We start from the raw sequence: 23,988 nt of genomic DNA, 5'->3' as shown, positions 1-23,988 counted from the left end.
AACAGGGCGGCCGCTGTGCCGTCGTAGGAGTCGTGGGTGTGGTCGGAGGCGAACGGGATCGCCGGGTCGACCTCGTTGGCTCCGCGGGGCCGGCCGCGCCCGGGCCGCAGCAGGTCGGGGCGCCCGGTCCACGGCGAGACCCGTCCCGCCGGTGGCCGCACCGCACCGGCCGAGCCGGCCGGGCGTGCCGGGATCAGTTCTCCTGGTGGTACGCCTCGAGCACCTCGGCCGGGATCCGGCCGCGGTCGGAGACCTTCATCCCGCGCTTGCGGGCCCACTCGCGGATCGCCTGGTTCTGCTCGCGGTCGACCGAGGGCCGGCGGGCGGCGGTGTTCGACGCCGAACCACGGCGACGCGCCGGACCGCTCGCCCGGCGGGCCGCGGCCACGTAGTCGGCGAGCACGTCACGCAGCTTCTTCGCGTTGCCCTCGGTCAGGTCGATCTCGTAGTTGCGGCCGTCGAGGCCGAACTCGATCGTTTCGTCGGCCGCGTCGCCGGTCAGATCGTCGACAAGTCGGACCTCTTTGATCTGCGCCATCGTCGCAGCCTCCCTGAAAGACCGTGCAGGTATATGCGGGCGAACCGGCCCGGCGGCCACCGGGGCAATACCGGGACGCAATGACAAGGCCCTGCGCATCACCGAACCGACTCGATTCCACAGTAACCGAGAAATGTTCACCGCGTCGAGCGAGGGTCGCGGTCAATGGAAAATCGAGCTGAAAGCCACTCGATCGGGCCGCGGATAGCAGACGTCCCCGGCCGCGAACACCGCGACCGGGGACGGGGCCGGACACCGGCCGCGGCTAGGATTCCCCGCGAACGAGCGGGAACAGGATGGTCTCCCGGATACCGAGCCCGGTCAGCGTCATCAACAATCTGTCGATCCCCATGCCCAGCCCGCCGGTCGGCGGCATGCCGTACTCCATGGCACGCAGGAAGTCCTCGTCGAGCTGCATCGCCTCGGGATCGCCCGCCGCGGCCTTGAGCGACTGCGCCTGGAGTCGTTCCCGCTGTTCCACCGGGTCGACGAGCTCGGAGTACGCGGTCGCGAGCTCGACCCCGAAGACGATCAGGTCCCAGGACTCCGACAATCGCGGGTCGGCACGATGTGCCCGCGTCAGCGGCCGCACCTCGACCGGGAAGTCCCGCACGAACGTCGGTTCCACCAGGGTGTGCTCGACGAGCTTCTCGAACAGCTCCAGGACGATCTGCGCGGCCGTCGGGTAATCGGTGACGTCGACGTCGTGCTCGGCCGCGATCCGCTGCAGATCCGACAGTTCCGTGTCCGGACTCACAGTGCACCCGACGGCCTCGGAGACGGCGTCGTAGAGAGTGACCGAACGCCACTCACCGCCGAGGTCGTGCTCGGTGCCGTCGTGGTGCCGGACGGTCGTCGAGCCGTACAGAGCCCGTGCCGAGGCCTGGATCAGCTCGCGAGTGAGCACGGCCATGTCGTCGTAGGTCGCGTAGGCCTGGTAGGCCTCCAGCATCGCGAACTCCGGCGAATGCGTCGAGTCGATGCCCTCGTTACGGAACACCCGGTTCAGCTCGAAGACCCGCTCGATACCGCCGACCACGCAGCGCTTCAGGAACAGCTCCGGCGCAATCCGCAGGTACAGATCGGAGCCGAGCGCGTTCGCGTGCGTCACGAACGGGCGGGCGGTCGCGCCACCGTGCAGCAGCTGCAGCATCGGCGTCTCGACCTCGATGAAGTCGCGCCCGGTGAGCGCCTCCCGGAGGGTCCGTAGCACGGTGGACCGGGAACGCACGGTCTCCCGCGCCTGCGGGCGGACGATCAGGTCCACGTAGCGCTGCCGGACCCGGTTCTCCTCGGAGAGCTCCTTGTGCGCGGTCGGCAGCGGGCGGACCGACTTCGAGACCATCGACCACTCGTCGGCCTGCACCGAGAGCTCCCCCCGCCGGGAGGTGATGACCTCGCCGCGGACCAGGACGAAGTCGCCGAGGTCGACGACCGACTTCCAGCGGGTCAGTTCCTCGGCGCCGACCCGGTCCAGCGACAGCATCGCCTGCAGTTCGGTGCCGTCGCCCTCGCGCAGCGTCGCGAAGCACAGCTTCCCGGTGTTGCGCACGAAGATGACCCGCCCGGCCACGGCCACCTTCTCACCGGTCGCGGTGTCCGCCGGCAGATCGGGGTGGGCGTCGCGGACCTGGCGCAGGGTGTGCGTGCGCGCGACCTCGACCGGATACGGCTCGGAGCCGGCGGCCAGCAGATCCGCCCGCTTGGCCCGGCGCACCCGCAGCTGCTCGGGCAGGTCGTCGTCCGTGGGGGTGCCGGGAGTGTTCACGGCAGGTCAGGCTATCGGCGCCGGCCCGACCGGCCCGCCATCACCCCCCGGCCGGGCCCGGCGGTGTCCGGCGGTGTCGCGGGGACCCGGCCGGCATCGCGCCACGGGCGACCGGTCCTAGGCTCGCACCGTGCACATCGACGGGGTCCGCGCCCGGAGCTTCGGTGCCGTCGCCCGCGCGTACGACGACTCCCGCCCCGGTTACCCGGAAGCCGCGCTCGACGCCGCCCTCACGGGCGCACCCGGGCGGGCCGACGAGCAGGCCCGGTCGCGGGTGCTCGACCTCGGTGCCGGAACCGGGAAGCTGACCCGACCACTGCTGGCGCGCGGGCTCGACGTCGTCGCGGTCGAGCCGGACCCGGAGATGCTCGCCGTGCTGCGCGAGCGGTCCCCCGATGCCGACGCCCGGCCCGGGTCGGCCGAGCGGATCCCGCTGCCCGACGACGACGTCGACGTCGTGCTGGCCGGGCAGGCACTGCACTGGTTCGACCTCGACCGCGCCGTCCCGGAGCTGGCCCGGGTGCTGCGTCCCGGTGGGGTGCTCGCCGGGCTGTGGAACGGCGGCGACGACGAGGTCGGCTGGGTGCGGGAGCTGGGCGAGCTGACCGTGCGGGGCAGGCGCGTCCCCGACGACCCGGCGGGCGGAGGGGCGGCGGGCCCCCGGTACCCCGGGTCCCCCTGGTTCGGCGAGCCGGTCGAGGCCCGGATCGCCTGGGAGCGCCCCACGACCGTCGAGGCCCATCTGGCCGACCTCGCCACCCATTCCTGGGCCCTGCTGAGTTCCCCGGCCGACCGGGAGGCGCTGTTCGGAGTCGTCCGGGGTTTCCTGTCCGAGCGCATCGCGGACCCCGACGGCGCGTTCGTCATGCCGATGCGCACGATCGTGCGGCGCTCGCGCCTGCTCGCCTGACCGGGACGGTCAGCGAGCGCGGTGGTGGCGCAGGTGGGTCAGCCGCAGGCCGTGCAGGGTGAGATCGGGCACGTGCTCGGTGACGGTGTCCGCCCGGCCGTACACCAGTTCCGCGAGACCACCGGTGACGATCACCGTCACCGGCGCCGCGGCGGGCCCCAGCTCGGCCAGGATCCGGCGGACCAGGCCGTCGACCTGCCCCGCCGCGCCGTAGAGCACACCGGCCTGGACGGCCTCCACCGTCGTCCGGCCGATCACCGAGCGCGGCTCGACCAGGTCGACCGGCCGCAGCGACGAGGCCCGGTCGGCCAGCGCCTGCATCGCGATGTCGATGCCGGGCGCCAGCGCTCCGCCGAGGAACTCGCCCTTCGCGGTGACGACGTCGATGTTGGTGCAGGTCCCCAGGTCGACGCAGACGCAGGTGGTGCCGAAGAGGTGGTGCGCGGCGAGGCTGTTGACGACCCGGTCGGCGCCGACCTCACGCGGATGGTCGACCAGCAGCGGGACACCGGTGCGCACCCCCGGACCGACGACGAGCGTCTGCATCCGGCCCGACCAGCGCGACAACAGGGTGCGCAGCTCCCGGGAGGGCCCCGGCACGGTGGACAGCGCGGCCACCGCGGTGACCTCGGCGAAGCGCGGTCCGAGCATCCCGGTGACCGTCAGGTCCAGCTCGTCGGCGGTGGCGCTGGTGTCGGTACGCAGCCGCCAACGCCGCTCCGGCTCGGGGCGGAGCTCACCGGCGTCGCCGGCCGCGGGATCGGGGTAGAGCCCGAGCGAGACGTGGGTGTTCCCGACGTCGATGCAGAGCAGCACCGGCTACCTCGTCGCGGACGAGAGCAGCCCCGAGCCCGCCGGGGCGTGCCCCGGGTCGGCGCCCAGCTCGGCGATCCGGTTGTCGGCGTCGACGAACACCACCCGGGACCGGTACTCGCGCAGCTCGGCCTCGTCGTAGGAACCGTAGGAGATCAGGATGACCAGGTCACCGGGGTGCACCAGGTGCGCGGCGGCACCGTTGATCCCGATCACCCCGGAGCCGGGCTCACCGGTGATCACGTAGGTCTCCAGGCGGGCGCCGTTGGTGATGTCGACGATCGACACCTGCTCGCCCTCCAGCAGGTCCGCCGCGGCCATCAGGTCGGCGTCCACGGTGACCGAGCCGACGTAGTGCAGGTCGGCCTGCGTCACGGTCGCGCGGTGGATCTTGGACTTCATCATCGTGCGGTACACGGGTGACTCCTCGGGTCAGAGCGCGACGGGAACGTTGTCGATGAGGCGGGTGCGGCCCAGGCGGGCGGCGACCAGCAGCCGGGCCTCGCCGGTCTCGGGCGGCGGGCCCAGGTCCGCTCCGCGCAGGGTCAGGTAGTCGAGCTCGATACCGGGCACCCCGTCGAGCGCGGCCCGCGCCGCGGCCAGGACGGCGTCGTGGCCGCGGGCGGAGACCCCGGCTCCGGCGGCGAGCGCCCTGGACAGCACCCCGGCGCGGGCCCGCTGCTCCGGATCGAGATACGCGTTGCGCGAGGACAGCGCGAGACCGTCCTGCTCCCGGACGGTCGGCACGCCGACGATCGCAATCCCGAAGTCCAGGTCCCGCACCATCCGGCGGACCAGGGTGAGCTGCTGGTAGTCCTTCTCGCCGAAGACCGCCGCGTCCGGGGCGACGATGTGGAACAGCTTCGCGACGACGGTGAGCACGCCGTCGAAGTGGCCGGGCCGGGCCGCGCCCTCCAGCTCCTCGCCGAGCGCCCCCGCCGCCACCCGGGTCTGCGATCCGGGCGGGTACATGTGCTCCACCCCCGGGGTGAGGACCAGCTCGACACCCTCCTCCCGGCAGGCGTCGAGATCGGCCTCCAGCGGGCGCGGGTAGCGCTCCAGATCCTCCCCGGCGCCGAACTGGAGCGGGTTCACGAAGATCGAGACCACCGGGACGACGGCGCCCGGCATCCGCCGGGCGTGCCGGATCAGCTCGCGATGGCCCTCGTGCAGGGCACCCATCGTGGGGATCAGCACGACCTTGCGCCCGGCGCCGCGCAGCGCCCGGGTCACCGGGGTCAGCGTCGCCGGATCCGAGTGCACGGTCAGCCTGCCGGCCGCGTAGCCGTTACGGGTGGCGGTCACCGGTCTTCCTCCAGGGCCTTCTCGACGTCGTCCAGTGCGGCGCGGTCCAGCAGGCCGGCGGCTGCTGCGCGACGGGCGGTCCGCCCGGCCAGCGCGCGGTACCCGGCGGCCAGCTCGGGATCCGCGGCCGTGATGCGTTCCAGGTGGGTCCGGACGGTGCCCGAGTCGCCCCGGGCCACCGGTCCGGTCAGCGCCCGGTCCCCGTGCCGCAGCGCGTTGTCCAGCGCCGCCGACAACAGCGGTGCGACCAGCCGGTCGGCGGGCCGTACGCCCGCCGACTCCAGCAGCTGAACGCAGTCGCCGACGAGCGTCATCAGATGGTTGGCGCCGTGCGCGAGCGCCGCGTGGTACAGCGGGCGCACCGCCTCGGGGATGCGCACCGGTTCGGCCGACATCTCCAGGACGAGCGCCTCGGCGACGCTCCAGCCGACGGCGTCGCGCGGATCCTGCGGCTCCGCGTCGGTGCCGGGTCCGATCCCGCCGGGGGCGGTGACACCGATGCAGCAGGAGGCGAGGCGCTCGACGTCCTCCGAGCGGCCGGTGACGGTCATCGCCGGGTGCAGGGCCAGCGGCAGCACGCCGTGCGCCGCGGCGGGCTCCAGCACCGCGACCCCGTGCGACCCGGCGGTGTGCACCACGATCTGGCCGGGCCGGAAGCATCCGGCGGCCGCCAGGCCGCGGACCAGGCCGGGCAGGACGTCGTCGGGAACGGCGAGGAGCACCAGGTCCGAGCGCGTGCAGACCTCGTCCGGCGGGAGCAGCGGGACATCCGGGAGCAGTTCGGCGGCCCGGCGCAGCGAGGCCCGGGACACCCCGGAGGCGGCCACGACGCGGTGGCCGGCGTTGGTGAGGGCGGCACCCAGAACCGAACCGACCCGTCCGGCGGAGACCACACCCACGGCGAGCCGCGCTGGGCGGCCGGCATCGTTCACGTCACTGTCCGTTTCCTCCCGCTCCGGTCCGTCTCGGTACCGGTCGGGCAATCCGCGGTGCACCCGGCCTCCGGTGGCCGTGCGCCAGCCGCGAGGGTAGACGCGCGCGGGCCCCCCCGAACGCCCCTATGACGGGTCTCACCCGATCACGGCCTGCGCATCGGCCGGGTCGGGCCCGGGTCGCCGGGGTCGCCGGGACGGTGGCTGCGGGGCGCGGGATCACCCGGGCGCCGGACCGGCCGGGTGGCCCCTTCGGCCGGACCCGGGCCCGCGGGCCGGGGCGCCCATCCGCGGGGCGGGCCGTCCCCACCGGTCGGCAGGTCGTCGAGGGTCGGGATCCGGTGCGCCCCGGAGAAGCTCCCGTCCGGGGCGGCGGGGGGCGGCGGCTCCCAGCCGGACGGGCGCTGCCGGGCCCACGCCGCCACCAGTGCCTCCGGTACCCCGACCGCGACCGCACGGGTCCGCAGCACCGCGGCCAGCTTCTCGTCGTGCAGCTCCCGCGCGCTGTCCCGGACCGCGCCGCGGGCGATCCGGTTCCGCATGAACGCCAGCTCGGTCACCGCCGCCTGGTAGTCGGCGACCGCCTTGGCCGCCGCCCGGCCGGAACGCTTCCGGACCAGCGCCCGCCACCCCTTCCGCCGGGACAGCCGGGCCAGCAACGGCACCTCGCTCGGCGCGATCCAGCCCGCCGCGGCGAACCCGGGCAGCTGGGCCGCCACGATCCTGGCCTCGCGCCGGCGGGCGTAGACCACCAGCGTGATCAGCCCGACGAAGATCGGCACCATCACGAAGAGGTAGACCTGGAAGAAGCCGCCGGGTGTGGCGGCGAGCACGGACGCACCGTTCCACAGCGCGTGCAGCACCACCGCGGCGACGTAGCCGGCGCTCAGCGCCAGCACCCGTACCCCGACGCTGCGGCTGGCCACCGCGACCCCGGCCGCGATACCGATCATGCAGCTGAACAGCGGGTGCGCGAACGGCGACGCGACACCGCGGACGAACAGGGTGGCGAGCACGCCCGCGGTCTCCGGATCGGAGACCGCCCGACCGAGATAGAGGATGTTCTCGCTGAAGGCGAAACCCGCACCGACGATGCCGGCGTAGACGATGCCGTCGACGATGCCGTCGAACTCACGGCGCCGGAACAGCAGCAGGCCCACCAGGAACAGTCCCTTGGCGAACTCCTCCACGATCGGCGCGACCACGATCGGGCCGAACAGGTCCCCGGCGCCTCGTCCGGCTGCGGCGTCGAGCACCACCGATGCGCTCGTGTTGATCAACAGCGAGACCAGTGCCGCGAACCCGGCGCCCCAGAGGAAGGCGCCCATCAGCATCCGCGGCGGTTCCGGCTCCCACCGGTCCACCCACAGGAACGCGGCCACCACCGGGACGACCGGGAGCAACGCGACGAGGGTGCCGACCACGACACCCGCCGTCCCGACCGCCCGCTGCAGGATCCCGATCGTGATGACGGTCAGCAGGGCGAGCACGACCAGTCCGACGACCGGGAGCAGGACCCCGCGCCGCTTCGCCGAGGGAGCCGGCACCGGCGCGTAGGTACGTCCGGACACCGCGGGTGAACCCATGGCCCGCAAGAGTAGAGAACTCCTCGCCGACGCACCGGTCGCACGCGCCGACGGGTCAGGACCGCGCGGTGACGTCCGGCTCGTCGGGGTCGTCCGGGGCCCGGCAGCAGTACTCCAGCCAGAGCGCGCCGCCGACCAGCAGCAACGCACAGAGCAGCCCGATCCCGGCGGTCACGCTGTCCCGGAAGGCGGCCACCACCACGTCGGCCCGCGGCAGCGTGTGCATCAACAGGCCCGCCCACAACCCGGCGATGACCGCGCCCGCCACCGAGGACGCCTTCGCCAGGAGCACCGCCCGCGCGGCCACCAGCGCAGGGACCGGGGCCGCCCCGCCGCGGCGCTCGATCCGGCGGCGCAGCACGAACCCGCCGCCGAACTCGGCGACCGCGAGCACCCCGATCGTCACCCCGGCCGCGACCGGCAACGGCGGGATCATCGAATATGTCAGCTGGACGAGAATGTTGCCGAGCAGGGCCGCGACCACCGCGATCGCGGCCAGGTCACGGATCCGGGTCGGCGCCACGGTGGGCCGGGGGTCCCCACCGGGCCCCGGGCGGAACCGGCCCGGCCCGGGGCTGGTCACCGCGGCCCGCCGGGGCGCAGCGGCAGGTCGTCACGCCGGTGGACGCCGTCGCACCCGTCCGGGCCGAGGCGGCCCAGGAGGTCACCGACCGGGCCGTGCCCGTGCAGGACGGCGCCGGGATCGGCCGCGAGCCACGGCAGCAGCACGGTCGCCCGCCCGGGCGTCCCTGGGTGGGGCAACAGCAGCTCCGGATCGTCGGAGAGCACCGGCCCGTCCCGTCCGTCCACCTGCACGATGTCGACGTCGAGGGTCCGCGGGCCCCACCGCTGCTCGCGGACCCGGCCGGAGGCGGTCTCGAGCGCCTGGCCGTGCCGCAGCCAGTCCCACGCGTCGCGCGCCGGGTCGTCGGCGATCAGTACCGCGTTGAGGAAGTCCGGCTGGTCGGTGACCCCCCACGGCGCCGTCTCGAACACCGGCGAGGCGGCGACGAGCGCCGGCCCCAGGTCGGCGACGACCGCGCGCAGGTGGCCGATCCGGTCACCCAGGTTCGAGCCGAGGGACAGCACCGCCCGGGTCACGACCGGCTCCGACGCAGCACGACCGCGACGTCGTCGAAGGTCAGCGGGATCGGCGCGGACGGTTTGTGCAGCGTCACCTCGACCTCACCGATGCGCTCGTCCGAGTCGAGGACGGCATCGGCGACCGCGCCCGCCACCGACTCGATCAGGTTCCGCGGGGGGCCGCCGACGACCGCGGCGGCGAGCTGGGCGAGCGCGCCGTAGTCGAGGGTGTCGGCCAGCTCGTCGGACGCCGCCGCCGCCGCCAGCTCGGCGTGCACCACGAGGTCCACGACGAACTCCTGGCCGTCGCGGCGCTCGTGCTCGAACACGCCGTGCGTGCCGCGCACCCGCAGCCCGCGCAGCTCGATCCGGTCACTCACCGCCCGGCCCCCGGGAGGACTCGGACGCCGGCCGGGCCCGGGTCGCACCCAACCGGCAGGCGGCGCTGACGGCGACCGCGTCCATCGTGGCCCCGACGTCGTGCACGCGTACCCCCCAGACGCCCGCGTTCGCGGCGATGGCGCTGATCGCGGCGGTGGCGACCTCGCGCCCGGCGGGCGGACGCGGCGTGCCGTCCTCGGCGGCGAGCAGTTCGCCGAGGAACCGCTTGCGCGACGCCCCGACCAGGACCGGGAACCCCAGCCCGACCAGGACGTCGAGCCGACGCAGCAGTGCCCAGTTGTGCGCGGCCGTCTTCGCGAACCCCAGGCCGGGGTCGAGCACGATCCGGGCGGGATCGACCCCGGCCATCACCGCGTGGTCGACCCGGGCGACGAGCTCCTGGCGCACCTCGCCGATCACGTCCTCGTAACCGGCGAGCTGCTGCATCGTGGAGCTGTGCCCGCGCCAGTGCATCAGCACCCACGGCACCCGGGTCTCGGCGACCACGGCCGCCATCCGCGGGTCGGCGAGGCCCCCCGAGACGTCGTTGACCATCGCGGCGCCCGCCTCGACGCAGGCGGCGGCGACCTCGGACCGGGTGGTGTCGACGCTGACCCGGACACCGGCGTCGACCAGCTCGCGGACCACCGGCAGGACCCGGTCCCGCTCGGTCGCCGCGTCCACCCGCTGGGCACCCGGCCTGGTCGACTCACCACCGACGTCGACGAGATCCGCCCCGGCGTCGCGCATCGCGACACCGTGCGCGACGGCGTGCGAACGGTCCAGGTAGCGGCCGCCGTCGGAGAACGAGTCCGGTGTGACGTTGAGGATGCCCATCACCGCGCAGCGGCCCAGGTCGGGGAGGGAGCCGTCCGGGGCGACCACGTCAGGACCCCCTGATCAGTGACAGAGCCTCCGCGCGCGAGGAGGCGGAGCTCTTGAACAGCCCGCGGACCGCCGAGGTGGTGGTGCGCGAACCGGGCTTGCGGATGCCGCGCATGGCCATGCACAGGTGCTCGGCCTCGATCACGACGATCACCGCGCGCGGGTTCAGCTTGCGCACCAGCGCATCGGCGACCTGGGCGGTCAGCCGCTCCTGCACCTGCGGGCGCTTGGCGTAGAGATCGACCACCCTGGCGATCTTGGACAGGCCAGTGACCTGGCCCTCGACCGCCGGGATGTACCCCACGTGCGCCACGCCGTGGAAGGGCACCAGGTGGTGCTCGCAGGTCGAGAACATCGGGATGTCCTTGACCAGGACCAGCTCGCCGTGCCCCTCGTCGAACGTCTTCTCCAGAACCGTGTCCGGGTCGACGAACAACCCGGCGAAGATCTCGCCGTACGCCCGCGCGACCCGAGCCGGGGTCTCCCGCAGGCCCGCACGGTCCGGGTCCTCCCCGACCGCGATCAACAGCTCGCGGACGGCCTTCTCGGCGCGGGCCAGGTCCACCCCCTCCGGCACGGCCTCGGTGATCCCGGCCGCGACGGCGGAGGAGCGCACGGTGGGCGCCCCGGCACCGGCCCCGTCCGTGGTCGACGTGCTCAGTGTTCTGCCCCCGGGTCCGTACCGCGCCGGTTCTCACCGGCGTCGGGCGCCGGCGTGCCGTCGCCGGCCGGTCCCGGCCGCGGACCGTTGCCGGGTGCGCCACCCTGCTGCGGGTCCGCACCGTGGCCCGGTGCCGGCTGTCCCGGCTGCTGCCGCGGGTTCTGCTGCTGGGTGCCCTGGTCGCGGCCGCTCCAGTTCGGCGGCGGCCAGGTCTGGCCGCGCGGCGTGGTGGCGGGCCGCCAGTCCGGCGGGGCACCGTAGTTCGGTGCCACCGCGGGCGGCGGCTGCGGGAAGCCGCCCTGGTGACCCGGCCGGGGCGCACCTGCCGGGGCGCCGCCCCAGCCGTTGCCGCCCGCCACGCCCCCGTAGGGAGCACCGCCACCGGGTGCGCCGCCGTAGGGAGCACCCCGGTCGGGCGCACCACCGTGCGGAGCACCACCACCGGGCGCAGCTCCCTGCGGCGCACCGCCGTTCGGGGCACCGCCGTTCTGGGCACCGTTCGCGCCGTGACCGTTGCCGGCGCCGTAACCGCCGTCGTTGGGCGCGTCCGGCCGGGCCTGGGTGGCGCCGCCCGCCGGGAACGGGGAGGCCCCGGGCGTGCCCGGGGCGTCGCCGTAACCGTTGACACCCGCACCGACCGGCTCCGGAGCCCGCTCCTGGTCCTCGGGCAGGACCTCGCCGCGCTCGTGCGCCAGCTCGCGGGGCGTCTTGATCGGCGGCTTCTCCGACGGCGTCCGCTCGCCGAAGTCGTCGAAGGCGGTGATCCGCGGCCGCTTCTCCACCGATCCGAAGATCCGCTCCAGGTCGCGGCGGTTCAGCGTCTCCTTCTCCAGGAGTTCCAGCACCAGGTCGTCGAGCACGTCGCGGTAGGTGTTGAGGATCTCCCACGCCTCGGTGTGCGCGGCCTCGATGAGCTTGCGCACTTCCTCGTCGATCTCGTGGGCGACCTCCAGCGAGTAGTCCGCCTGGGTACCCATCGAGCGGCCGAGGAACGGGTCGCCCTGCTCGCGGCCGTAGCGCACCGCGCCGAGCTTCGCGCTCATGCCGTACTCGGTGACCATCGCGCGGGCGATCTTGGTGGCCTGGTCGATGTCGGAGGACGCCCCGGTGGTCGGCTCGTGGAACACCAGCTCCTCCGCCGAGCGCCCGCCCATCGCGAACACCAGCCGGGCGATCATCTCGGCGCGGGTCATCAGGCCCTTGTCGTCCTCGGGGACGACGAGCGCGTGCCCGCCGGTGCGTCCGCGCGGCAGGATCGTGAGCTTGTAGACCGGTTCGAGGTCCGGCATCGCCCACGCGGCCAGCGCGTGCCCGCCCTCGTGGTAGGCGGTGATCTTCTTCTCCCGCTCGGAGACGATCTTCGACTTCCGCTTGGGGCCCCCGACGACCCGGTCGACCGCCTCCTCCAGCGCGGCACCGGTGATCGTGGTGCCGTGCTCGCGGGCGGTCAGCAGCGCCGCCTCGTTGATCACGTTCGCCAGGTCGGCGCCGGACATGCCGACGGTGCGCTTGGCGAGCGACTCGAAGTCGACGTCGTCGGCGAACGGCTTGCCCTTCGCGTGCACGTGCAGGATCGCGCGGCGGCCTGCCAGATCGGGCGCCGTGACCGGGATCTGCCGGTCGAACCGGCCCGGGCGCAGCAGCGCCGGGTCCAGGATGTCCGGCCGGTTGGTGGCCGCGATGAGGATGATGCCGCCGCGGGCGTCGAAACCGTCCATCTCGACCAGCAGCTGGTTCAGCGTCTGCTCGCGCTCGTCGTGCCCGCCGCCGAGGCCCGCGCCACGCTGCCGGCCGACCGCGTCGATCTCGTCGACGAAGATGATGCAGGGCGCGTTCTGCTTGGCCTGCTCGAACAGGTCACGCACCCGGGAGGCGCCGACGCCGACGAACATCTCGACGAAGTCCGAGCCGGAGATCGTGTAGAACGGCACGCCCGCCTCGCCGGCCACGGCCCGGGCCAGCAGGGTCTTGCCGGTGCCGGGCGGACCGTAGAGCAGCACGCCCTTCGGGATCTTCGCGCCGAGCGCCTGGTAGCGGGCCGGGTTCTGCAGGAAGTCCTTGATCTCGTGGAGTTCCTCGACCGCCTCGTCGGCACCTGCGACGTCGGAGAACATGTTCTTCGGCATGTCCTTGTTCAGCTGCTTGGCCTTGGACTTGCCGAAGCTCATGACCCGGTTCCCGCCGCCCTGGGCGTTGTTCAGGAACCAGAACAGGATGATCAGGACCAGCGCCAGCGGGATCATCATGATCAGCAGCGAGGACAGGAACGAGTCCTGACGCACGACCGTGTCGTACTCGCCGATGCCCTCGACGCCGCGCAGCGACTCGAAGATCTGACCGGACAGCTGCGCCGGGTACTGGGTGATGATCTGGGTGTCGCCGTCGACCGGCGCGTTCAGCGTCAGCCGGAGTTGCTGCTCCCGATCCTCGACGAGGGCGTCACGGACGTTGCCCTCCTGGATCTGCGCGAGCGCGACCGAGGTCGGGACCTCGGTGTAGCCCCGGGTGTCGTCGAACATGAAGCTGAACCCGAGGTAGATCAGGAGCGCGACGAGGATCCAGATCAACGGGTTACGGAGCAGGCGCTTGCGATCCATGCAACGTCGGCCTGGGTGGCCTTCACCTTCCCGAGAGTGGTTCACGGCAGCGGCGGCGGAGAGTACGACCGCCCCGCCGGACGGCCCTGACCCGCCAGGATAGACGCACGCCACGGCGAGCGCGCCGGGCGGATCCGGCTGTTCACGACCGTGCCCGGCCGTCCACCCGGGCCAACGCGTGGCCGACCTGCCCGGTTCCCCCACAGGGGTGTCCCGCCGCACACCTCCGGAGCCCGGTGTGGGACAACTGTGGGGCACGCTCGGTGCCGGACCGGCGGCGCACCGCGCTCGGGTCCTGCTCCGTCCGGCGGAACCGGGCTGCTCGGCGGGTCGGGAGGGGCGGATCGGATGACATGGCGCGGGGGCGGCGGCTCCCACGGATCCCGCCGGACGGTGCCGGTGCTGGCGGCCTGCCTGGCCGTCTCGGCCGCACTGACCCTGACCACCACGCCGTCCGCGGACCCGGTGGCCCCGGCGGGCCCACCGGTCGGGATCGCGACCACGGCCCGCGCGGAGCCGGTGCCCACCCGCCCGGCGGTCCTGCCGGGGCCCGCACCGGTCGGACCGGGCGTGGTCACCGAGACCGCGGGCGCCGGACTCTGCACCGCCGGGTTCGTGCTCACCGCAGGCGGGCGGACGTTCCTCGCCCAGGCCGCGCACTGCGGCGGGACCGGCGACGAGACCGAGACCGACGGCTGCACCTCCGACACCGTGCCGCTCGGCACCCCGGTGACCGTGCGCGGCGCGGACCGGACCGTCACCGGGACCCTGGCGTGGAGCTCGTGGAACACCATGCAGGCCCGCGGTGAACGTGACCCCGACACCTGCGCCTACAACGACCTGGCGCTGGTCGAGCTGCCGCGCGGCGCCGCCCCGGCGGTGGGCGCGGCAGTGCCGTTCTTCGGGGGCCCCGAAGGGGTCCGGACCGACCCGCCGGCCGTCGGCACGCCGGTGTTCGGCCTCGCCAACCCGCCGGACGCCACCGGGGCGCGCACCCTCGGGGCGCGGGCCGGGGCGATCGCGGGTGCGGTCGGCGGCGGCTGGGGGCACACCGTGTACTCCCTGGTGCCGGGGGTGGCCGGGGAGTCCGGCAGCCCGCTGCTGGACGGCGAGGGCCGCGCGGTCGGCGTCCTGTCCAGCCTGTCGACGACCGCGGACCGGCCCAGCATCGAGTACACCGACCTGGGTCGGGCGCTGGACTACGCGGAGCGCACCGACGGCCCGCGGGGGCTCACCCTGGCCGCGGGGCCGCCGTTCGACCCGACCCCGTCCGGTGTGGACCCGCGCGCGCTGGCGATCCCGGCCGGGCCGGGGCTCGGGCACTGAGACCCGTTCAGGCGTAGACCTTCGGGTCCAGGGTGCCGATGTAGGGCAGGTCGCGGTAGCGCTCGGCGTAGTCCAGCCCGTACCCGACGACGAACTCGTTCGGGATGTCGAAGCCGACGTAGCGGACCGGCACGTCGACCTTCACCGCATCCGGCTTGCGCAGCAGCGCGACCACCTCGAGCGAGGCGGGCGAGCGGGTCTGCAGGTTGCCGCGCAACCAGTTGAGGGTCAGCCCGGAGTCGATGATGTCCTCGACGATCAGGACGTGCCTGCCCGCGATGTCCCGGTCGAGGTCCTTGAGGATCCGCACCACCCCGGACGACGAGGTGGAGGAGCCGTAGGAGCTGACCGCCATGAACTCGAGCTGGGTCGGCAACGGCAGCGCCCTGGCGAAGTCGGTCATGAACATGACGGCGCCCTTGAGCACGCCGATCAGCACCAGGTCGTTCTCCCGGCCGCCCTGCACGACGTCGGCGTAGTCCTCGGCGATCTGACGGGCCAGCTCGGCGGTCTTCTCCCGCACCTGCTCCTCGGTGACCAGCACCGAGGAGATGTCACCGTCGTACACGCGCTCACGTCTCCCTCGTGCCCGGAACCGACAGCCCCGGCCGACTGCCACCGGGGTGTCGGTCACGCCCGGTCACGCCCCCAGCGGCGGCGGCGCAGCACGAGCCTGCCACGCGTGCGGACCAGCTCCAAGCCTCCTCCGAGGGTGGGTCCGCCCTGTCCGCGCCACCGCCCGACGAGGTCGTCGGCGCGCCGCAACTGCTCGTCGGTGAGCGCCCGGACACCGTGCTCGGTGAGCCATTCCCGCAGTACCCGGCGTCGAACGGCCGCCGGGGCGGCGGCCAGGACCGCGGTGTCGAGGGACGGTGTGGCGGGGTCGCAGAGGCCGTCCGCGGCCGGCGGCGCGGGCTCCGCCCGGCCGGATCCGGTGCCGCCGCTGTCGCTCAGATCACCCGGTCGCGCACCGGACGCGGTGGCCGGCCGGTCACCCTGCGTCGCCGACCGCGGGCCCGCGGTGCCGGTCCCGGGTCCGCAACCGTCGGTCGCCGCGGCCTGCGCCGCGAGCCGGGCGGCCGCCTGCGCGAGGGCGTCGTCGTCGTCGCCCAGCTGGGCCGCGGTCCGCGCGAGCGCCTGGGCGACGCCGCCGCCCAGGACCTCCTCCAGCAGCGGCAGCACCTCGCGGCGCACCCGCACCCTGGTGAACCGGGGATCGGCGTTGTGCGGGTCCTCCCAGACCGGCAGACCCAGCTCGGCGCAGGCCGACGCGGTGTCCGCGCGGCGCAGACCCAGAAGCGGGCGCAGCCACGGTGGCGACCACGGCCGCATCCCGGCGAGCGAGCGTGCCCCGGATCCCCTGGCCAACCCGAGCAGCACCGTCTCGGCCTGGTCGTCGAGGGTGTGCCCGAGCAGCACCGCCGAGGACGGATGCGGGCGGGCGGCGAGCAGCGCCGCCCGGCGCGCCCGGCGGGCGGCGGCCTCGGTACCGCCCGGGCCCGCCACCCGGACCCGCTGCACCCGCGCGTCCACACCGGAGGCACACAGGGCGGCGGCCAGCGCGGCGGAGCGTTCCGCGGAACCCTCCTGCAGGCCGTGGTCGACGACGAGCGCGTGCACCGGTCCGTCCACGGCCTCCCGGACGGCGTGCACCAGTGCGGTGGAGTCCGCGCCGCCCGAGCAGCCGACCAGCGGCGGCGCCCGGCGGGCCTCCTCGCCGGTGGCACCGAGCCGGTCGAGGGCCGCACGCACCGCCGCCCGCACCCGCCGGGCGGCCGGGCGGTTCACCCCAGCCGGCGCAGCCACGCCTGCGGCTCGGCGAGCTCGGCACGGCTCGGCAGGGTCTGCGGCGACTCCCAGACCCGGTTGAGACCGTCCATCCCGACGGCGGCCTCCACCTCGCGGCAGAACGCCGCGCCGACCGCGTACTGCCGCATCTTCGCCTCGACACCCAGCAGGGTCCGCAACAACCGGTCCACCAGCCCGCCGCCGCGGCGGCGCTCGGTGAACCGGCGGCGGATCACCGCGACGTCCGGAACGACGTCCGGGCCGACGGCGTCCATCACGTGGTCGGCGTGCCCCTCCAGCAGGGTGGACAGGGCGAGCAGCCGGTCGAGCACGGCGCGCTGCTCGGGCCCCTGCAGGAGCTCGACGAGTGCCAGCACGTCGCCCTTCCCGCCGTCCTCGCCGCGCAGCGAGCGGATCGCCTCCGGCAACCGGGTGAGCGTCGCGGTGTCCGGCTCCTGCAGCGAGAGCAGCTCGGCGACCAGCCCGGCGAAGTGGTCGCGCAGCCACGGCACCGCGGTGAACTGCAACCGGTGGGTGGCCTCGTGCAGGCACACCCACAGGCCGAACTGCTCGCCGTCGACGCCGAGGGTCGCGGTCGCGGCGTGCACGTTGGGCGCGACGACCATCAGCCGGCCGCCGCCGTCGGGCCCGCCGAACGGGTCGTACTGGCCCAGCACCCGGGCCCCGAGGTAGGCGAGCAACGCGCCGAGCTGGACGCCGGACCCGGCCGCGGTCACGCCGCGCAGCAGCCACGGCGAGGCAGGCAGCTGCGCGCGGGAGGTCAGCGCGTTCATGCCCTCGCTGGCGGCGCGGGCCCAGGCCGGGCGGTCGAGCACGTCGGCGGGCAGCAGCGGCAGGCCCGCACCGAGGCCGGTGACCTCACGGACGTGGCCCTCGGCGCGGGCCGAGTCGGCCCGGAGCCGCTCGACCAGCTCCCGCGCGGCCGCCGGGGTGGTGCGGGGCCCCGCCGGCATCAACCGGGACGCCGTGCTCGCGGCGAGCGACCAGTTCACCGGCAGGCCCCGCTCGACGCCCCCGGCCGACGCGGGAGCGGGATCGGTCATCGTGGCCGGGCCGGTCGCGTCGGGCTGCATGGACGCCACGCTACCCGCGACCGCGGAGTGGGCCGGCCGGTCGAGACGGCGGGGGCGTCAGCCCCGGCAGCCGCAGCGGCTCAGGGTGGCCGCGATCCGGTCCAGCGCCGGCCGGGCGTCGGCGGGCGAGGTGCCGTTGGACAGCAGCGCGAACACCAGCAACCGCCCGTCGACATCGGTGACCACGCCGGCCAGGCTGGACGCCCCGCTGAGCGTGCCGGTCTTGGCCCGGACGACACCCCGCCCGGCGATCGACGGGCCGTCGGTGAACCGGTCGGTGAGCGTGCCCGCGCCGCCCGCCACCGGCAGTCCGGTCAGGATCGGGCGGAGGAACTGGACGTCGGCGGGGCTGTCGGACTGGGCGGCGGCCGAGGCCAGTACCGCGCCGAGCAACCGGGCCGGGATCCGGTTCTCCCGGGACAGGCCGCTGCCGTCGGAGACCTGCAGGCCGCTCACGTCGTACCCGGCCTGCACCAGGGCCTCGGTGATCGCTCGCGAGGCGCCCTCGAAGGACGGCTCGGTGTCCCGGACCACCGCGACCTGGCGGGCCAGCGCCTCCGCCGCGACGTTGTCCGACGCGGTGAGCATGTGCTCGACGAGGCTCGCGATCGGCGGGGAGACGACGCTGCCCAGCACCGGCGCGTTCGGTGCGGCGGTGCCCTCCCGGACCTCGGAGGCGCCGAGCGCGCTCGCCAGCGCCTGCCCGGCCGCCCGGGCCGGATCCGGCGAGCGCGGGCCGTCCTGCTCGTGCGGGTCGGTGCGCCCGCCGTCGAGCATCAGCGGCGACATCGGCGCGACGTAACCGTCGGCGACGTCGGTCGGGCCCCAGCCGGGCGACAACGCCGGCCCGGTCCACTGCGAGGTGTCGACGTAGACGGTGCTGACCGGCTGGTCGACCGTTTCCCGTACCTCGGCCGCGAGGTCGTCGATCCGGGACGGCTCGGGATAGAGCCCGGTCTCGCCGGCGGGGAGCGCGGTCAGCGTCGGGTCGCCGCTGCCGATCAGCACCACCGAGCCCGGCTCCGGGCCGGGGACGACCCGGGTGACGAACCGGTCGGTCGGGTTCATCGACAGCAGCGTGGCGGCCGCGGTGAGCAGCTTCATGGTGGAGCCGGGGACCATCGCCTTCCCGCCTTCGCGCTCCCACAGCGGCTCGACGCCGCGCGGCGCCGAGGAGTCGATGACGACGCCGGTGACCTCGCCCAGCGCCGGGGACTCCAGCTGATCGGCCAACGCCTGGGTGATCCCGGCCGTGGTCGGCACCGGCGCGGTCGGGGTCAGCGGACGCAGCGCGGGCATCGGGACCGGCGGGTACTGGGCCGCCGCCTCCCCGAGCCCGAGCCGGTCGCGGGTCTCCGGGCCGGCCAGTGCGACCGCACCGAACAGCGAGGCGAGCGCCATCACGGCCACCGCGATGACGGCGATCCGCCGGGTGCTGCGGTCCGGCCGGCGATGCCTGCGTCCCACTCCGCCTCCTGCTCGTGACGTCCGGCCCCGGTGCGCCCGAGGACCGGCCGACCTGCCCGGCCGGGGGTGCGACACCCGCCACACCCCCACCGGTAGGGGGTCACCGGCCTGCCGGCGTCGCCCCCCGGTCCCTCACACTAGGGGGCAGCACAGACACCGCCGGAGCGGGCGGGCCACCCGGTCCCCCGGCCCCGGCGCGACCGTGACCCTCTTCAAGGAGCAACGAATCGTGGACTTCGACGTCACCATCGAAATCCCCAAGGGTGGCCGCAACAAGTACGAGGTCGATCACAAGACCGGCCGGATCCGGCTGGACCGGACCCTGTTCACCGCCACCCAGTACCCCGCCGACTACGGGTTCATCGACGACACCCTGGGCGAGGACGGCGACCCGCTGGACGCGCTGGTGCTCGTCCAGGAGCCGACCTTCCCCGGCTGCGTGATCCGCGCCCGGACGATCGGGATGTTCCGGATGAAGGACGAGGCGGGCGGTGACGACAAGGTCCTGTGCGTGCCGGCCAGCGACCCGCGCCAGGAACACCTGCGCGACATCCACCACCTGGCCGAGTTCGACCGGGCGGAGATCCAGCACTTCTTCGAGATCTACAAGACGCTGGAGCCCGGCAAGAGCGTCGAGGGTGCCACCTGGGTGGGCCGCGCCGACGCCGAGCGCGAGATCAAGGCCTCCTACGAGCGGGCCAGGCAGGCCGACCACTGAGCCACGCCCGGGGCGGCGCAGCGCCGCCCCGGGGAGGACTCAGACCTTCTCGAAGACGGCGGCCAGCCCCTGCCCGCCACCGATGCACATCGTCTCCAGCCCGTAGCGGGCGTCGCGACGGTGCATCTCCCTGGCCAGGGTGGCCAGGATCCGGCCACCGGTCGCACCGACCGGGTGCCCCAGCGAGATCCCGGATCCGTTCACGTTGGTCCGCTCGAAGTCGGCGTCGGTGAACTTCCACTCCCGGGTGCAGGCCAGCACCTGCGCGGCGAACGCCTCGTTGAGCTCGATCAGGTCGATGTCGGCGAGGCCCAGGCCGGCCGCGTCGAGCGCCTTCGCCGTCGCCGGCACCGGCCCGATCCCCATCGTCGCGGGCGGCACCCCGCCCAGGCCCCAGGACACCAGCCGCACCAGCGGCCGCAGCCCCAGCTCGGCGGCCCGCTCCGGGCTGGTCACCACACAGACCGAGGCGCCGTCGTTCTGCCCGGAGGCGTTGCCCGCGGTCACCGTCGCGTCCGGGTCGTCCCGGCCCAGGATCGGGCGCAGCGCCGCCAGCGTCTCCACCGTGGAGTCGGGCCGGATGTGCTCGTCGGCGTCGACGACGGTGTCGCCCCGCCGCCCCGGCACCGTCACCGGCACGATCTCGTCGGTGAACCGGCCCGCGGCCTGCGCCGCCGCCGCCCGCCGGTGCGACCGCACCGCGAACTCGTCCTGCTCCTCGCGGGGGATCGAGTACTCCCGGCGCAGGTTCTCGGCGGTCTCCAGCATCCCGCCGGGCACCGGGTGGTTCTTCCCGCCCGCGGTCACCCGCCCCCGGGCCAGCGAGTCGTTCAGCAGGACACCCGCGCCACCCTTGACCCCCCACCGCATCCCGGTGGAGTAGAACGACGCACCCGACATCGACTCGGCGCCCCCGGCCAGCAGCACCTCGGCCGCGCCGGTCTGCACCTGAGCGGCCGCGTACAGCACCGCCTGCAGGCCGGACCCGCAGCGGCGGTCGATCTGGATCCCGCCCGCCGTCACCGGCAGCCCGGCGTCCAGCGCGGCCACCCGGCCGATCGCCGGGGCGTCCATCGTCGGGTAGCAGTGCCCCAGCACCACGTCGTCCACCGCGGACGGGTCCAACCCGGTCCGCGCGATCAGGGCTCCGATCACCGTCGAGGCGAGCGTGTGCGCCGGCACGTCACGCAACGAGCCGCCGAACCCGCCCACCGGGGTCCGCAACGGCTCGCAGATCACCGCATCACGCATGAACTCGCCTCCTCAGGCGTACTGGCGGGTCAGCCACTCGGCGACCAGCGCGGGCTTCTCGGAGCCGTCCATCTCGACGGTCACCGCGAGGGTGAGCTGAACACCACCGCTGACGTCGGTCACGTCGACCAGGTCGACCTTCGCCCGGATCCGGCTGCCCACCGGGACGGGGCTGGTGAACCGGACCTTGTTGAGGCCGTAGTTCACGCCCATCTTCACCCCGTCGACCCGGTACACGCCCTGGACCAACCTCGGCAGCAACGACAGCGTGAGGAAGCCGTGCGCGATGGTGGTCCCGAACGGGCCGCCGCGCGCCTTCTCCGCATCGACGTGGATCCACTGGTGGTCCTCGGTCGCGTCGGCGAACCCGTCGATCCGCTCCTGCTCCACGGCGAACCAGTCGGAGGTGCCGATCTCGGTGCCCTTCGCCGCCCGCAGCTCGTCGACCCCGTTGAAGACGCGCATCCATCCACTCCCCTCGCTCCGGCACCCCAAGCGGTGCCGTCACAGATCTCTACCCCAACAGAGGTACCCGGCGTCGGTGAACGTCGCCAAGTCCACACCCGCCCCGGCCCCGCGTTCCGCGCTACACGACTGTCGGCGGACGGCGGACCCGCCGTGCCGGCGCCGGATGCGGCGGGGACTCCCGGGGAGATGGCAGAGTGACGAGGTGACGCAGCCCGATCGCGCCGCCGACCCGGTGTCCCGCTTCCTCCGGATGGTGACCGGCCCGGAGCCCGCCCTCGACGAGGGCGCCCTCACCATCGCCGCCGCAGCCGCCTCCGACCCGGCGACCGCCGCCGCCGAGGCCACCCGCGCCCGGGCGGCCCTCGACGAGCTCGCCGAGGGCGTCAGCGGGCCGGAGTCGCTGCTGCACCGGCTGTTCACCGAGGCCGGGTTCACCGGCAACACCGAGCACTACCACGACCCGCGCAACTCGTTCCTGCCCGACGTCCTGCACCGCCGGACCGGGATCCCGATCACGCTGTCGGTGGTGGCGATCGAGGTCGGCCGCCGGGCCGGGGTCGCGCTGGAGGGCGTCGGGATGCCCGGCCACTTCCTCGTCCGGCTGCCCGGCACCCAGCGCTACCTCGACGTGTTCGACCGCGGCCGGCGCCTCGATCTCGCGGGCTGCGAGGCGCTCTACCGCGCGACCACCGGCGCCGGGCCGGATGTGCCGTTCGGGCCCGGCCTGCTCCCCCGCACCTCGACCCGGCAGATCCTCGCCCGGATGCTCGACAACCTGCGCGCCAACTACACCCGCACCAAGGACCACACGAACCTGGAGTGGGTGCTGCGGATGCGGCTGGGCCTGCGCCACCAGGGGCCCGAGCTGATCCGCCAGCTCGGCGACGTGCTCGCCGCCCAGGCCAGGTGGGACGAGGCGGCCCGGCTGATGGAGTCCTGGGTGGACGGCCCCGGCCGGGGATCGCGCTCCGGGGCGGAGGTGCTCGACGAAGTGCGGACCGAGGCCAGGCGGCACCGGGCGCACCTGAACTGAACGCTACGAGTGCGGCGCCCGGGTGGGCGCGCCGGAGTCCTCACCGAACCGCCACGGCTGCCCGGTCGACTCCAGGACGGCCATCCACAGGTCACCGTGCGGGTCGACCTGGTTGCGCCGGCTCACCGCGAGGCTCATCGGGATGTGCACGAACCGGCGCCGGACGCGTCCGACGACCATCGCGGTCCGGCCGGACATCGCGGCGTGCACCGCGGCCTGGGCCAGGCGCACCGTGTAGACGCAGTCGTAGGGGTTCGCCGGGACGCTGCGGATGAGGTAGCTGGGGTCGACGTAGCGGACCGTGGTCTCCATGCCGGCGGCGGCGAAGGAGTCGGTGATCCGCTCCCGCAACCACGGGCCGATGTCGGCGAGCTTCGCGTTGCCCGAGGCGTCGGTGCGGCCGACCTGGGGCAGCATCTCCTGCCCCGCTCCCTCCGCCACCACGACGACCGCGTGACCGCGCTGGGCGACCCGGCGCCGCAGGTGGTGCAGCAGACCGGTCTCGCCCTCCAGCTCGAACGGGACCTCCGGGATCAGCACGGCGTCGGCGTCGGACCGGACCAGCGCCGCGTAGCAGGCGATGAACCCGGAGTGCCGGCCCATCAGCTTCACCAGGCCGACCCCGCCGGGGGTGGACTTGGCCTCCACCGTCACCGACCGGATGGCCTCACTGGCCTGGGAGAACGCCGTCTGGAAGCCGAAGCTCTGGTCGATGAAGGGGATGTCGTTGTCGATCGTCTTCGGGATGCCGACGACGGCGATCCGCAGTCCCCGCTCGGACACCACCCTGGCGATCTCCATCGCGCCGCGCAGGGTGCCGTCACCGCCGATCACGAACAGCACGTTGAGGTGCATCTGCTCCAGGCAGTCGACGATCTCCTCCGGGTCCTGGGGGCCGCGCGAGGTACCGAGGAAGGTGCCGCCGTCGACCGGGATGTCGCGCACCGCCTCCGGGGAGAGCTCCACCACGTCGTGGCCGTAGGAGGAGACGAACCCGCGGTAGCCGTTGCGGAACCCGACGACCCGGCGGACGCCGTAGTGGTAGGTCAGCGTGCGGACCAGGCCGGCGATCACGTCGTTCAGGCCGGGGCACAGGCCGCCGCAGGTCACGATCCCGGCCCGGGTCTTGGACGGGTCGAAGTAGATCTGCCGGCGCGGTCCGCACGGTTCGAGGCCGGGGAGCTCCTCGACGTCGACCCCGCGCGACTTGAGCCCCGCCGCGGTGTCGTCGAGCAACACCCGGTCGCCTGCGTCGACGTAGTGCTCGGTGGTGCGGCGGGCGTCGAGCAGCGGGGCCAGCGGCGAGGTGATCCGGGCGGGGCCGAGCGTGTCGATCGCGAGATCGTCCGGCGTGATGCTGCTGTACTCCCAGGTCGTCACGCTG

At 74.2% G+C, this 23,988-nt stretch carries 24 protein-coding genes; 4 read left to right on the top strand and 20 right to left on the bottom strand.

Features of this window, described 5'->3' with window-relative positions; translation table 11 throughout:
- Nucleotides 1–193 precede the first annotated feature (193 nt).
- Together AB0J24_RS18885 and lysS are read right to left on the bottom strand one after the other, a co-directional pair.
- Nucleotides 194–538 carry an Lsr2 family protein gene (locus AB0J24_RS18885; protein WP_358682985.1) on the bottom strand — a complete coding sequence of 115 codons (345 nt, stop codon included), beginning with the start codon at nt 536–538 and terminating at the stop codon, nt 194–196.
- Between the two features lie 265 nt (nt 539–803).
- A complete protein-coding gene (gene lysS / locus AB0J24_RS18880) occupies nt 804–2,306 on the bottom strand; it encodes a lysine--tRNA ligase (RefSeq protein WP_358682983.1) in 1,503 nt (500 codons plus the stop codon).
- Nucleotides 2,307–2,436: 130 nt separating this feature from the next.
- Between lysS and AB0J24_RS18875 the strand changes: the two genes are divergently transcribed.
- Nucleotides 2,437–3,216 carry a class I SAM-dependent methyltransferase gene (locus tag AB0J24_RS18875; protein ID WP_358682981.1) on the top strand — a complete coding sequence of 260 codons (780 nt, stop codon included), beginning with the start codon at nt 2,437–2,439 and terminating at the stop codon, nt 3,214–3,216.
- 9 nt (nt 3,217–3,225) lie between these two features.
- Here AB0J24_RS18875 and AB0J24_RS18870 read toward each other — a convergent pair whose 3' ends face one another.
- The 11 genes from AB0J24_RS18870 to ftsH all read right to left on the bottom strand — a co-directional run bounded on the left by AB0J24_RS18870 (nt 3,226) and on the right by ftsH (nt 13,459).
- Nucleotides 3,226–4,032, bottom strand: coding sequence for a type III pantothenate kinase (locus AB0J24_RS18870; RefSeq protein ID WP_358682979.1), 807 nt, complete (start codon nt 4,030–4,032; stop codon nt 3,226–3,228).
- A 3-nt stretch (nt 4,033–4,035) separates the two neighbouring features.
- A complete protein-coding gene (gene panD, locus AB0J24_RS18865) occupies nt 4,036–4,446 on the bottom strand; it encodes an aspartate 1-decarboxylase (RefSeq protein WP_358682977.1) in 411 nt (136 codons plus the stop codon).
- A 15-nt stretch (nt 4,447–4,461) separates the two neighbouring features.
- Nucleotides 4,462–5,298: a pantoate--beta-alanine ligase gene (gene panC / locus AB0J24_RS18860; RefSeq protein WP_358683004.1), complete on the bottom strand. Its 837-nt coding sequence runs from the start codon at nt 5,296–5,298 to the stop codon at nt 4,462–4,464.
- 32 nt (nt 5,299–5,330) lie between these two features.
- The gene (locus AB0J24_RS18855) at nt 5,331–6,266 is read right to left on the bottom strand and encodes a DUF2520 domain-containing protein (RefSeq protein WP_358682975.1); all 936 of its coding nucleotides are present in this window, start codon (nt 6,264–6,266) and stop codon (nt 5,331–5,333) included.
- A gap of 146 nt (nt 6,267–6,412) precedes the next feature.
- Nucleotides 6,413–7,852 carry a PrsW family glutamic-type intramembrane protease gene (locus AB0J24_RS18850; RefSeq protein WP_358682974.1) on the bottom strand — a complete coding sequence of 480 codons (1,440 nt, stop codon included), beginning with the start codon at nt 7,850–7,852 and terminating at the stop codon, nt 6,413–6,415.
- A 55-nt stretch (nt 7,853–7,907) separates the two neighbouring features.
- A complete protein-coding gene (locus AB0J24_RS18845) occupies nt 7,908–8,435 on the bottom strand; it encodes a DUF3180 domain-containing protein (RefSeq protein WP_358682973.1) in 528 nt (175 codons plus the stop codon).
- The gene (folK, locus tag AB0J24_RS18840; RefSeq protein WP_358682971.1) at nt 8,432–8,953 is read right to left on the bottom strand and encodes a 2-amino-4-hydroxy-6-hydroxymethyldihydropteridine diphosphokinase; all 522 of its coding nucleotides are present in this window, start codon (nt 8,951–8,953) and stop codon (nt 8,432–8,434) included. The genes AB0J24_RS18845 and folK overlap by 4 nt, the downstream gene beginning before the upstream one ends.
- Nucleotides 8,950–9,315, bottom strand: a complete 366-nt coding sequence (gene folB / locus AB0J24_RS18835) for a dihydroneopterin aldolase (RefSeq protein ID WP_358682969.1) — start codon at nt 9,313–9,315, stop codon at nt 8,950–8,952. Before folB ends, folK begins: the two co-directional genes overlap by 4 nt.
- Nucleotides 9,308–10,153, bottom strand: coding sequence for a dihydropteroate synthase (gene folP / locus AB0J24_RS18830; protein ID WP_358683002.1), 846 nt, complete (start codon nt 10,151–10,153; stop codon nt 9,308–9,310). Before folP ends, folB begins: the two co-directional genes overlap by 8 nt.
- 49 nt (nt 10,154–10,202) lie before the next feature.
- Complete coding sequence (folE, locus tag AB0J24_RS18825; RefSeq protein ID WP_358683000.1) at nt 10,203–10,790, bottom strand: GTP cyclohydrolase I FolE; 588 nt, start codon at nt 10,788–10,790, stop codon at nt 10,203–10,205.
- A gap of 68 nt (nt 10,791–10,858) precedes the next feature.
- Nucleotides 10,859–13,459, bottom strand: a complete 2,601-nt coding sequence (ftsH, locus tag AB0J24_RS18820) for an ATP-dependent zinc metalloprotease FtsH (RefSeq protein ID WP_358682967.1) — start codon at nt 13,457–13,459, stop codon at nt 10,859–10,861.
- A 348-nt stretch (nt 13,460–13,807) separates the two neighbouring features.
- On the opposite strand from ftsH, the gene AB0J24_RS18815 reads away from it, so the two are divergent.
- Nucleotides 13,808–14,785, top strand: a complete 978-nt coding sequence (locus AB0J24_RS18815; protein WP_358682965.1) for a serine protease — start codon at nt 13,808–13,810, stop codon at nt 14,783–14,785.
- A gap of 7 nt (nt 14,786–14,792) precedes the next feature.
- Here the strand turns inward: AB0J24_RS18815 and hpt are convergent, their stop codons facing one another.
- From hpt to dacB, 4 genes are all read right to left on the bottom strand, one after another.
- Nucleotides 14,793–15,353, bottom strand: coding sequence for a hypoxanthine phosphoribosyltransferase (gene hpt / locus AB0J24_RS18810; RefSeq protein ID WP_358682963.1), 561 nt, complete (start codon nt 15,351–15,353; stop codon nt 14,793–14,795).
- Between the two features lie 62 nt (nt 15,354–15,415).
- Nucleotides 15,416–16,591, bottom strand: a complete 1,176-nt coding sequence (gene tilS / locus AB0J24_RS18805; RefSeq protein WP_358682961.1) for a tRNA lysidine(34) synthetase TilS — start codon at nt 16,589–16,591, stop codon at nt 15,416–15,418.
- Nucleotides 16,570–17,637 (bottom strand): zinc-dependent metalloprotease, encoded by a 1,068-nt coding sequence (locus tag AB0J24_RS18800; RefSeq protein ID WP_358682998.1) that lies wholly within the window; start codon nt 17,635–17,637, stop codon nt 16,570–16,572. Before AB0J24_RS18800 ends, tilS begins: the two co-directional genes overlap by 22 nt.
- A gap of 87 nt (nt 17,638–17,724) precedes the next feature.
- A complete protein-coding gene (gene dacB, locus AB0J24_RS18795; protein ID WP_358682959.1) occupies nt 17,725–19,134 on the bottom strand; it encodes a D-alanyl-D-alanine carboxypeptidase/D-alanyl-D-alanine-endopeptidase in 1,410 nt (469 codons plus the stop codon).
- 229 nt (nt 19,135–19,363) lie between these two features.
- Here dacB and AB0J24_RS18790 point away from each other — a divergent pair, with 229 nt between their 5' ends.
- On the top strand, nt 19,364–19,852 hold the full coding sequence (locus tag AB0J24_RS18790) for an inorganic diphosphatase (RefSeq protein ID WP_358682957.1): 489 nt from the start codon (nt 19,364–19,366) through the stop codon (nt 19,850–19,852).
- A gap of 39 nt (nt 19,853–19,891) precedes the next feature.
- Here the strand turns inward: AB0J24_RS18790 and AB0J24_RS18785 are convergent, their stop codons facing one another.
- Both AB0J24_RS18785 and AB0J24_RS18780 read right to left on the bottom strand, forming a co-directional pair.
- The gene (locus AB0J24_RS18785; RefSeq protein WP_358682955.1) at nt 19,892–21,103 is read right to left on the bottom strand and encodes an acetyl-CoA C-acetyltransferase; all 1,212 of its coding nucleotides are present in this window, start codon (nt 21,101–21,103) and stop codon (nt 19,892–19,894) included.
- 12 nt (nt 21,104–21,115) lie between these two features.
- Entirely contained in the window at nt 21,116–21,568 is a 453-nt protein-coding gene (locus tag AB0J24_RS18780) for a MaoC family dehydratase (RefSeq protein ID WP_358682953.1), read from the bottom strand.
- 205 nt (nt 21,569–21,773) lie between these two features.
- On the opposite strand from AB0J24_RS18780, the gene AB0J24_RS18775 reads away from it, so the two are divergent.
- Nucleotides 21,774–22,604, top strand: a complete 831-nt coding sequence (locus tag AB0J24_RS18775) for a transglutaminase-like domain-containing protein (protein WP_358682951.1) — start codon at nt 21,774–21,776, stop codon at nt 22,602–22,604.
- Between the two features lie 3 nt (nt 22,605–22,607).
- Here AB0J24_RS18775 and AB0J24_RS18770 read toward each other — a convergent pair whose 3' ends face one another.
- Nucleotides 22,608–23,984: an ATP-dependent 6-phosphofructokinase gene (locus AB0J24_RS18770; RefSeq protein WP_358682949.1), complete on the bottom strand. Its 1,377-nt coding sequence runs from the start codon at nt 23,982–23,984 to the stop codon at nt 22,608–22,610.
- Nucleotides 23,985–23,988 lie beyond the last annotated feature (4 nt).

The sequence above is a fragment of the Pseudonocardia sp. NPDC049635 genome (assembly GCF_040659795.1).
Lineage (GTDB): Bacteria > Actinomycetota > Actinomycetes > Mycobacteriales > Pseudonocardiaceae > Pseudonocardia.
The sequence above is the reverse complement of the archived record's forward strand: the minus strand, read 5'-3'. Positions and strand labels throughout refer to the sequence as shown.

What these genes read in the sequence shown, in the direction of transcription:
- AB0J24_RS18885 (WP_358682985.1), bottom strand. Translation starts at nt 538, where the DNA reads ATGGCGCAGATCAAAGAGGTCCGACTTGTCGACGATCTGACCGGCGAC.
- AB0J24_RS18850 (WP_358682974.1), bottom strand. Translation starts at nt 7,852, where the DNA reads ATGGGTTCACCCGCGGTGTCCGGACGTACCTACGCGCCGGTGCCGGCT.
- folP (WP_358683002.1), bottom strand. Translation starts at nt 10,153, where the DNA reads ATGGGCATCCTCAACGTCACACCGGACTCGTTCTCCGACGGCGGCCGC.
- ftsH (WP_358682967.1), bottom strand. Translation starts at nt 13,459, where the DNA reads ATGGATCGCAAGCGCCTGCTCCGTAACCCGTTGATCTGGATCCTCGTC.
- AB0J24_RS18815 (WP_358682965.1), top strand. Translation starts at nt 13,808, where the DNA reads ATGACATGGCGCGGGGGCGGCGGCTCCCACGGATCCCGCCGGACGGTG.
- AB0J24_RS18800 (WP_358682998.1), bottom strand. Translation starts at nt 17,637, where the DNA reads ATGACCGATCCCGCTCCCGCGTCGGCCGGGGGCGTCGAGCGGGGCCTG.
- AB0J24_RS18785 (WP_358682955.1), bottom strand. Translation starts at nt 21,103, where the DNA reads ATGCGTGATGCGGTGATCTGCGAGCCGTTGCGGACCCCGGTGGGCGGG.
- AB0J24_RS18780 (WP_358682953.1), bottom strand. Translation starts at nt 21,568, where the DNA reads ATGCGCGTCTTCAACGGGGTCGACGAGCTGCGGGCGGCGAAGGGCACC.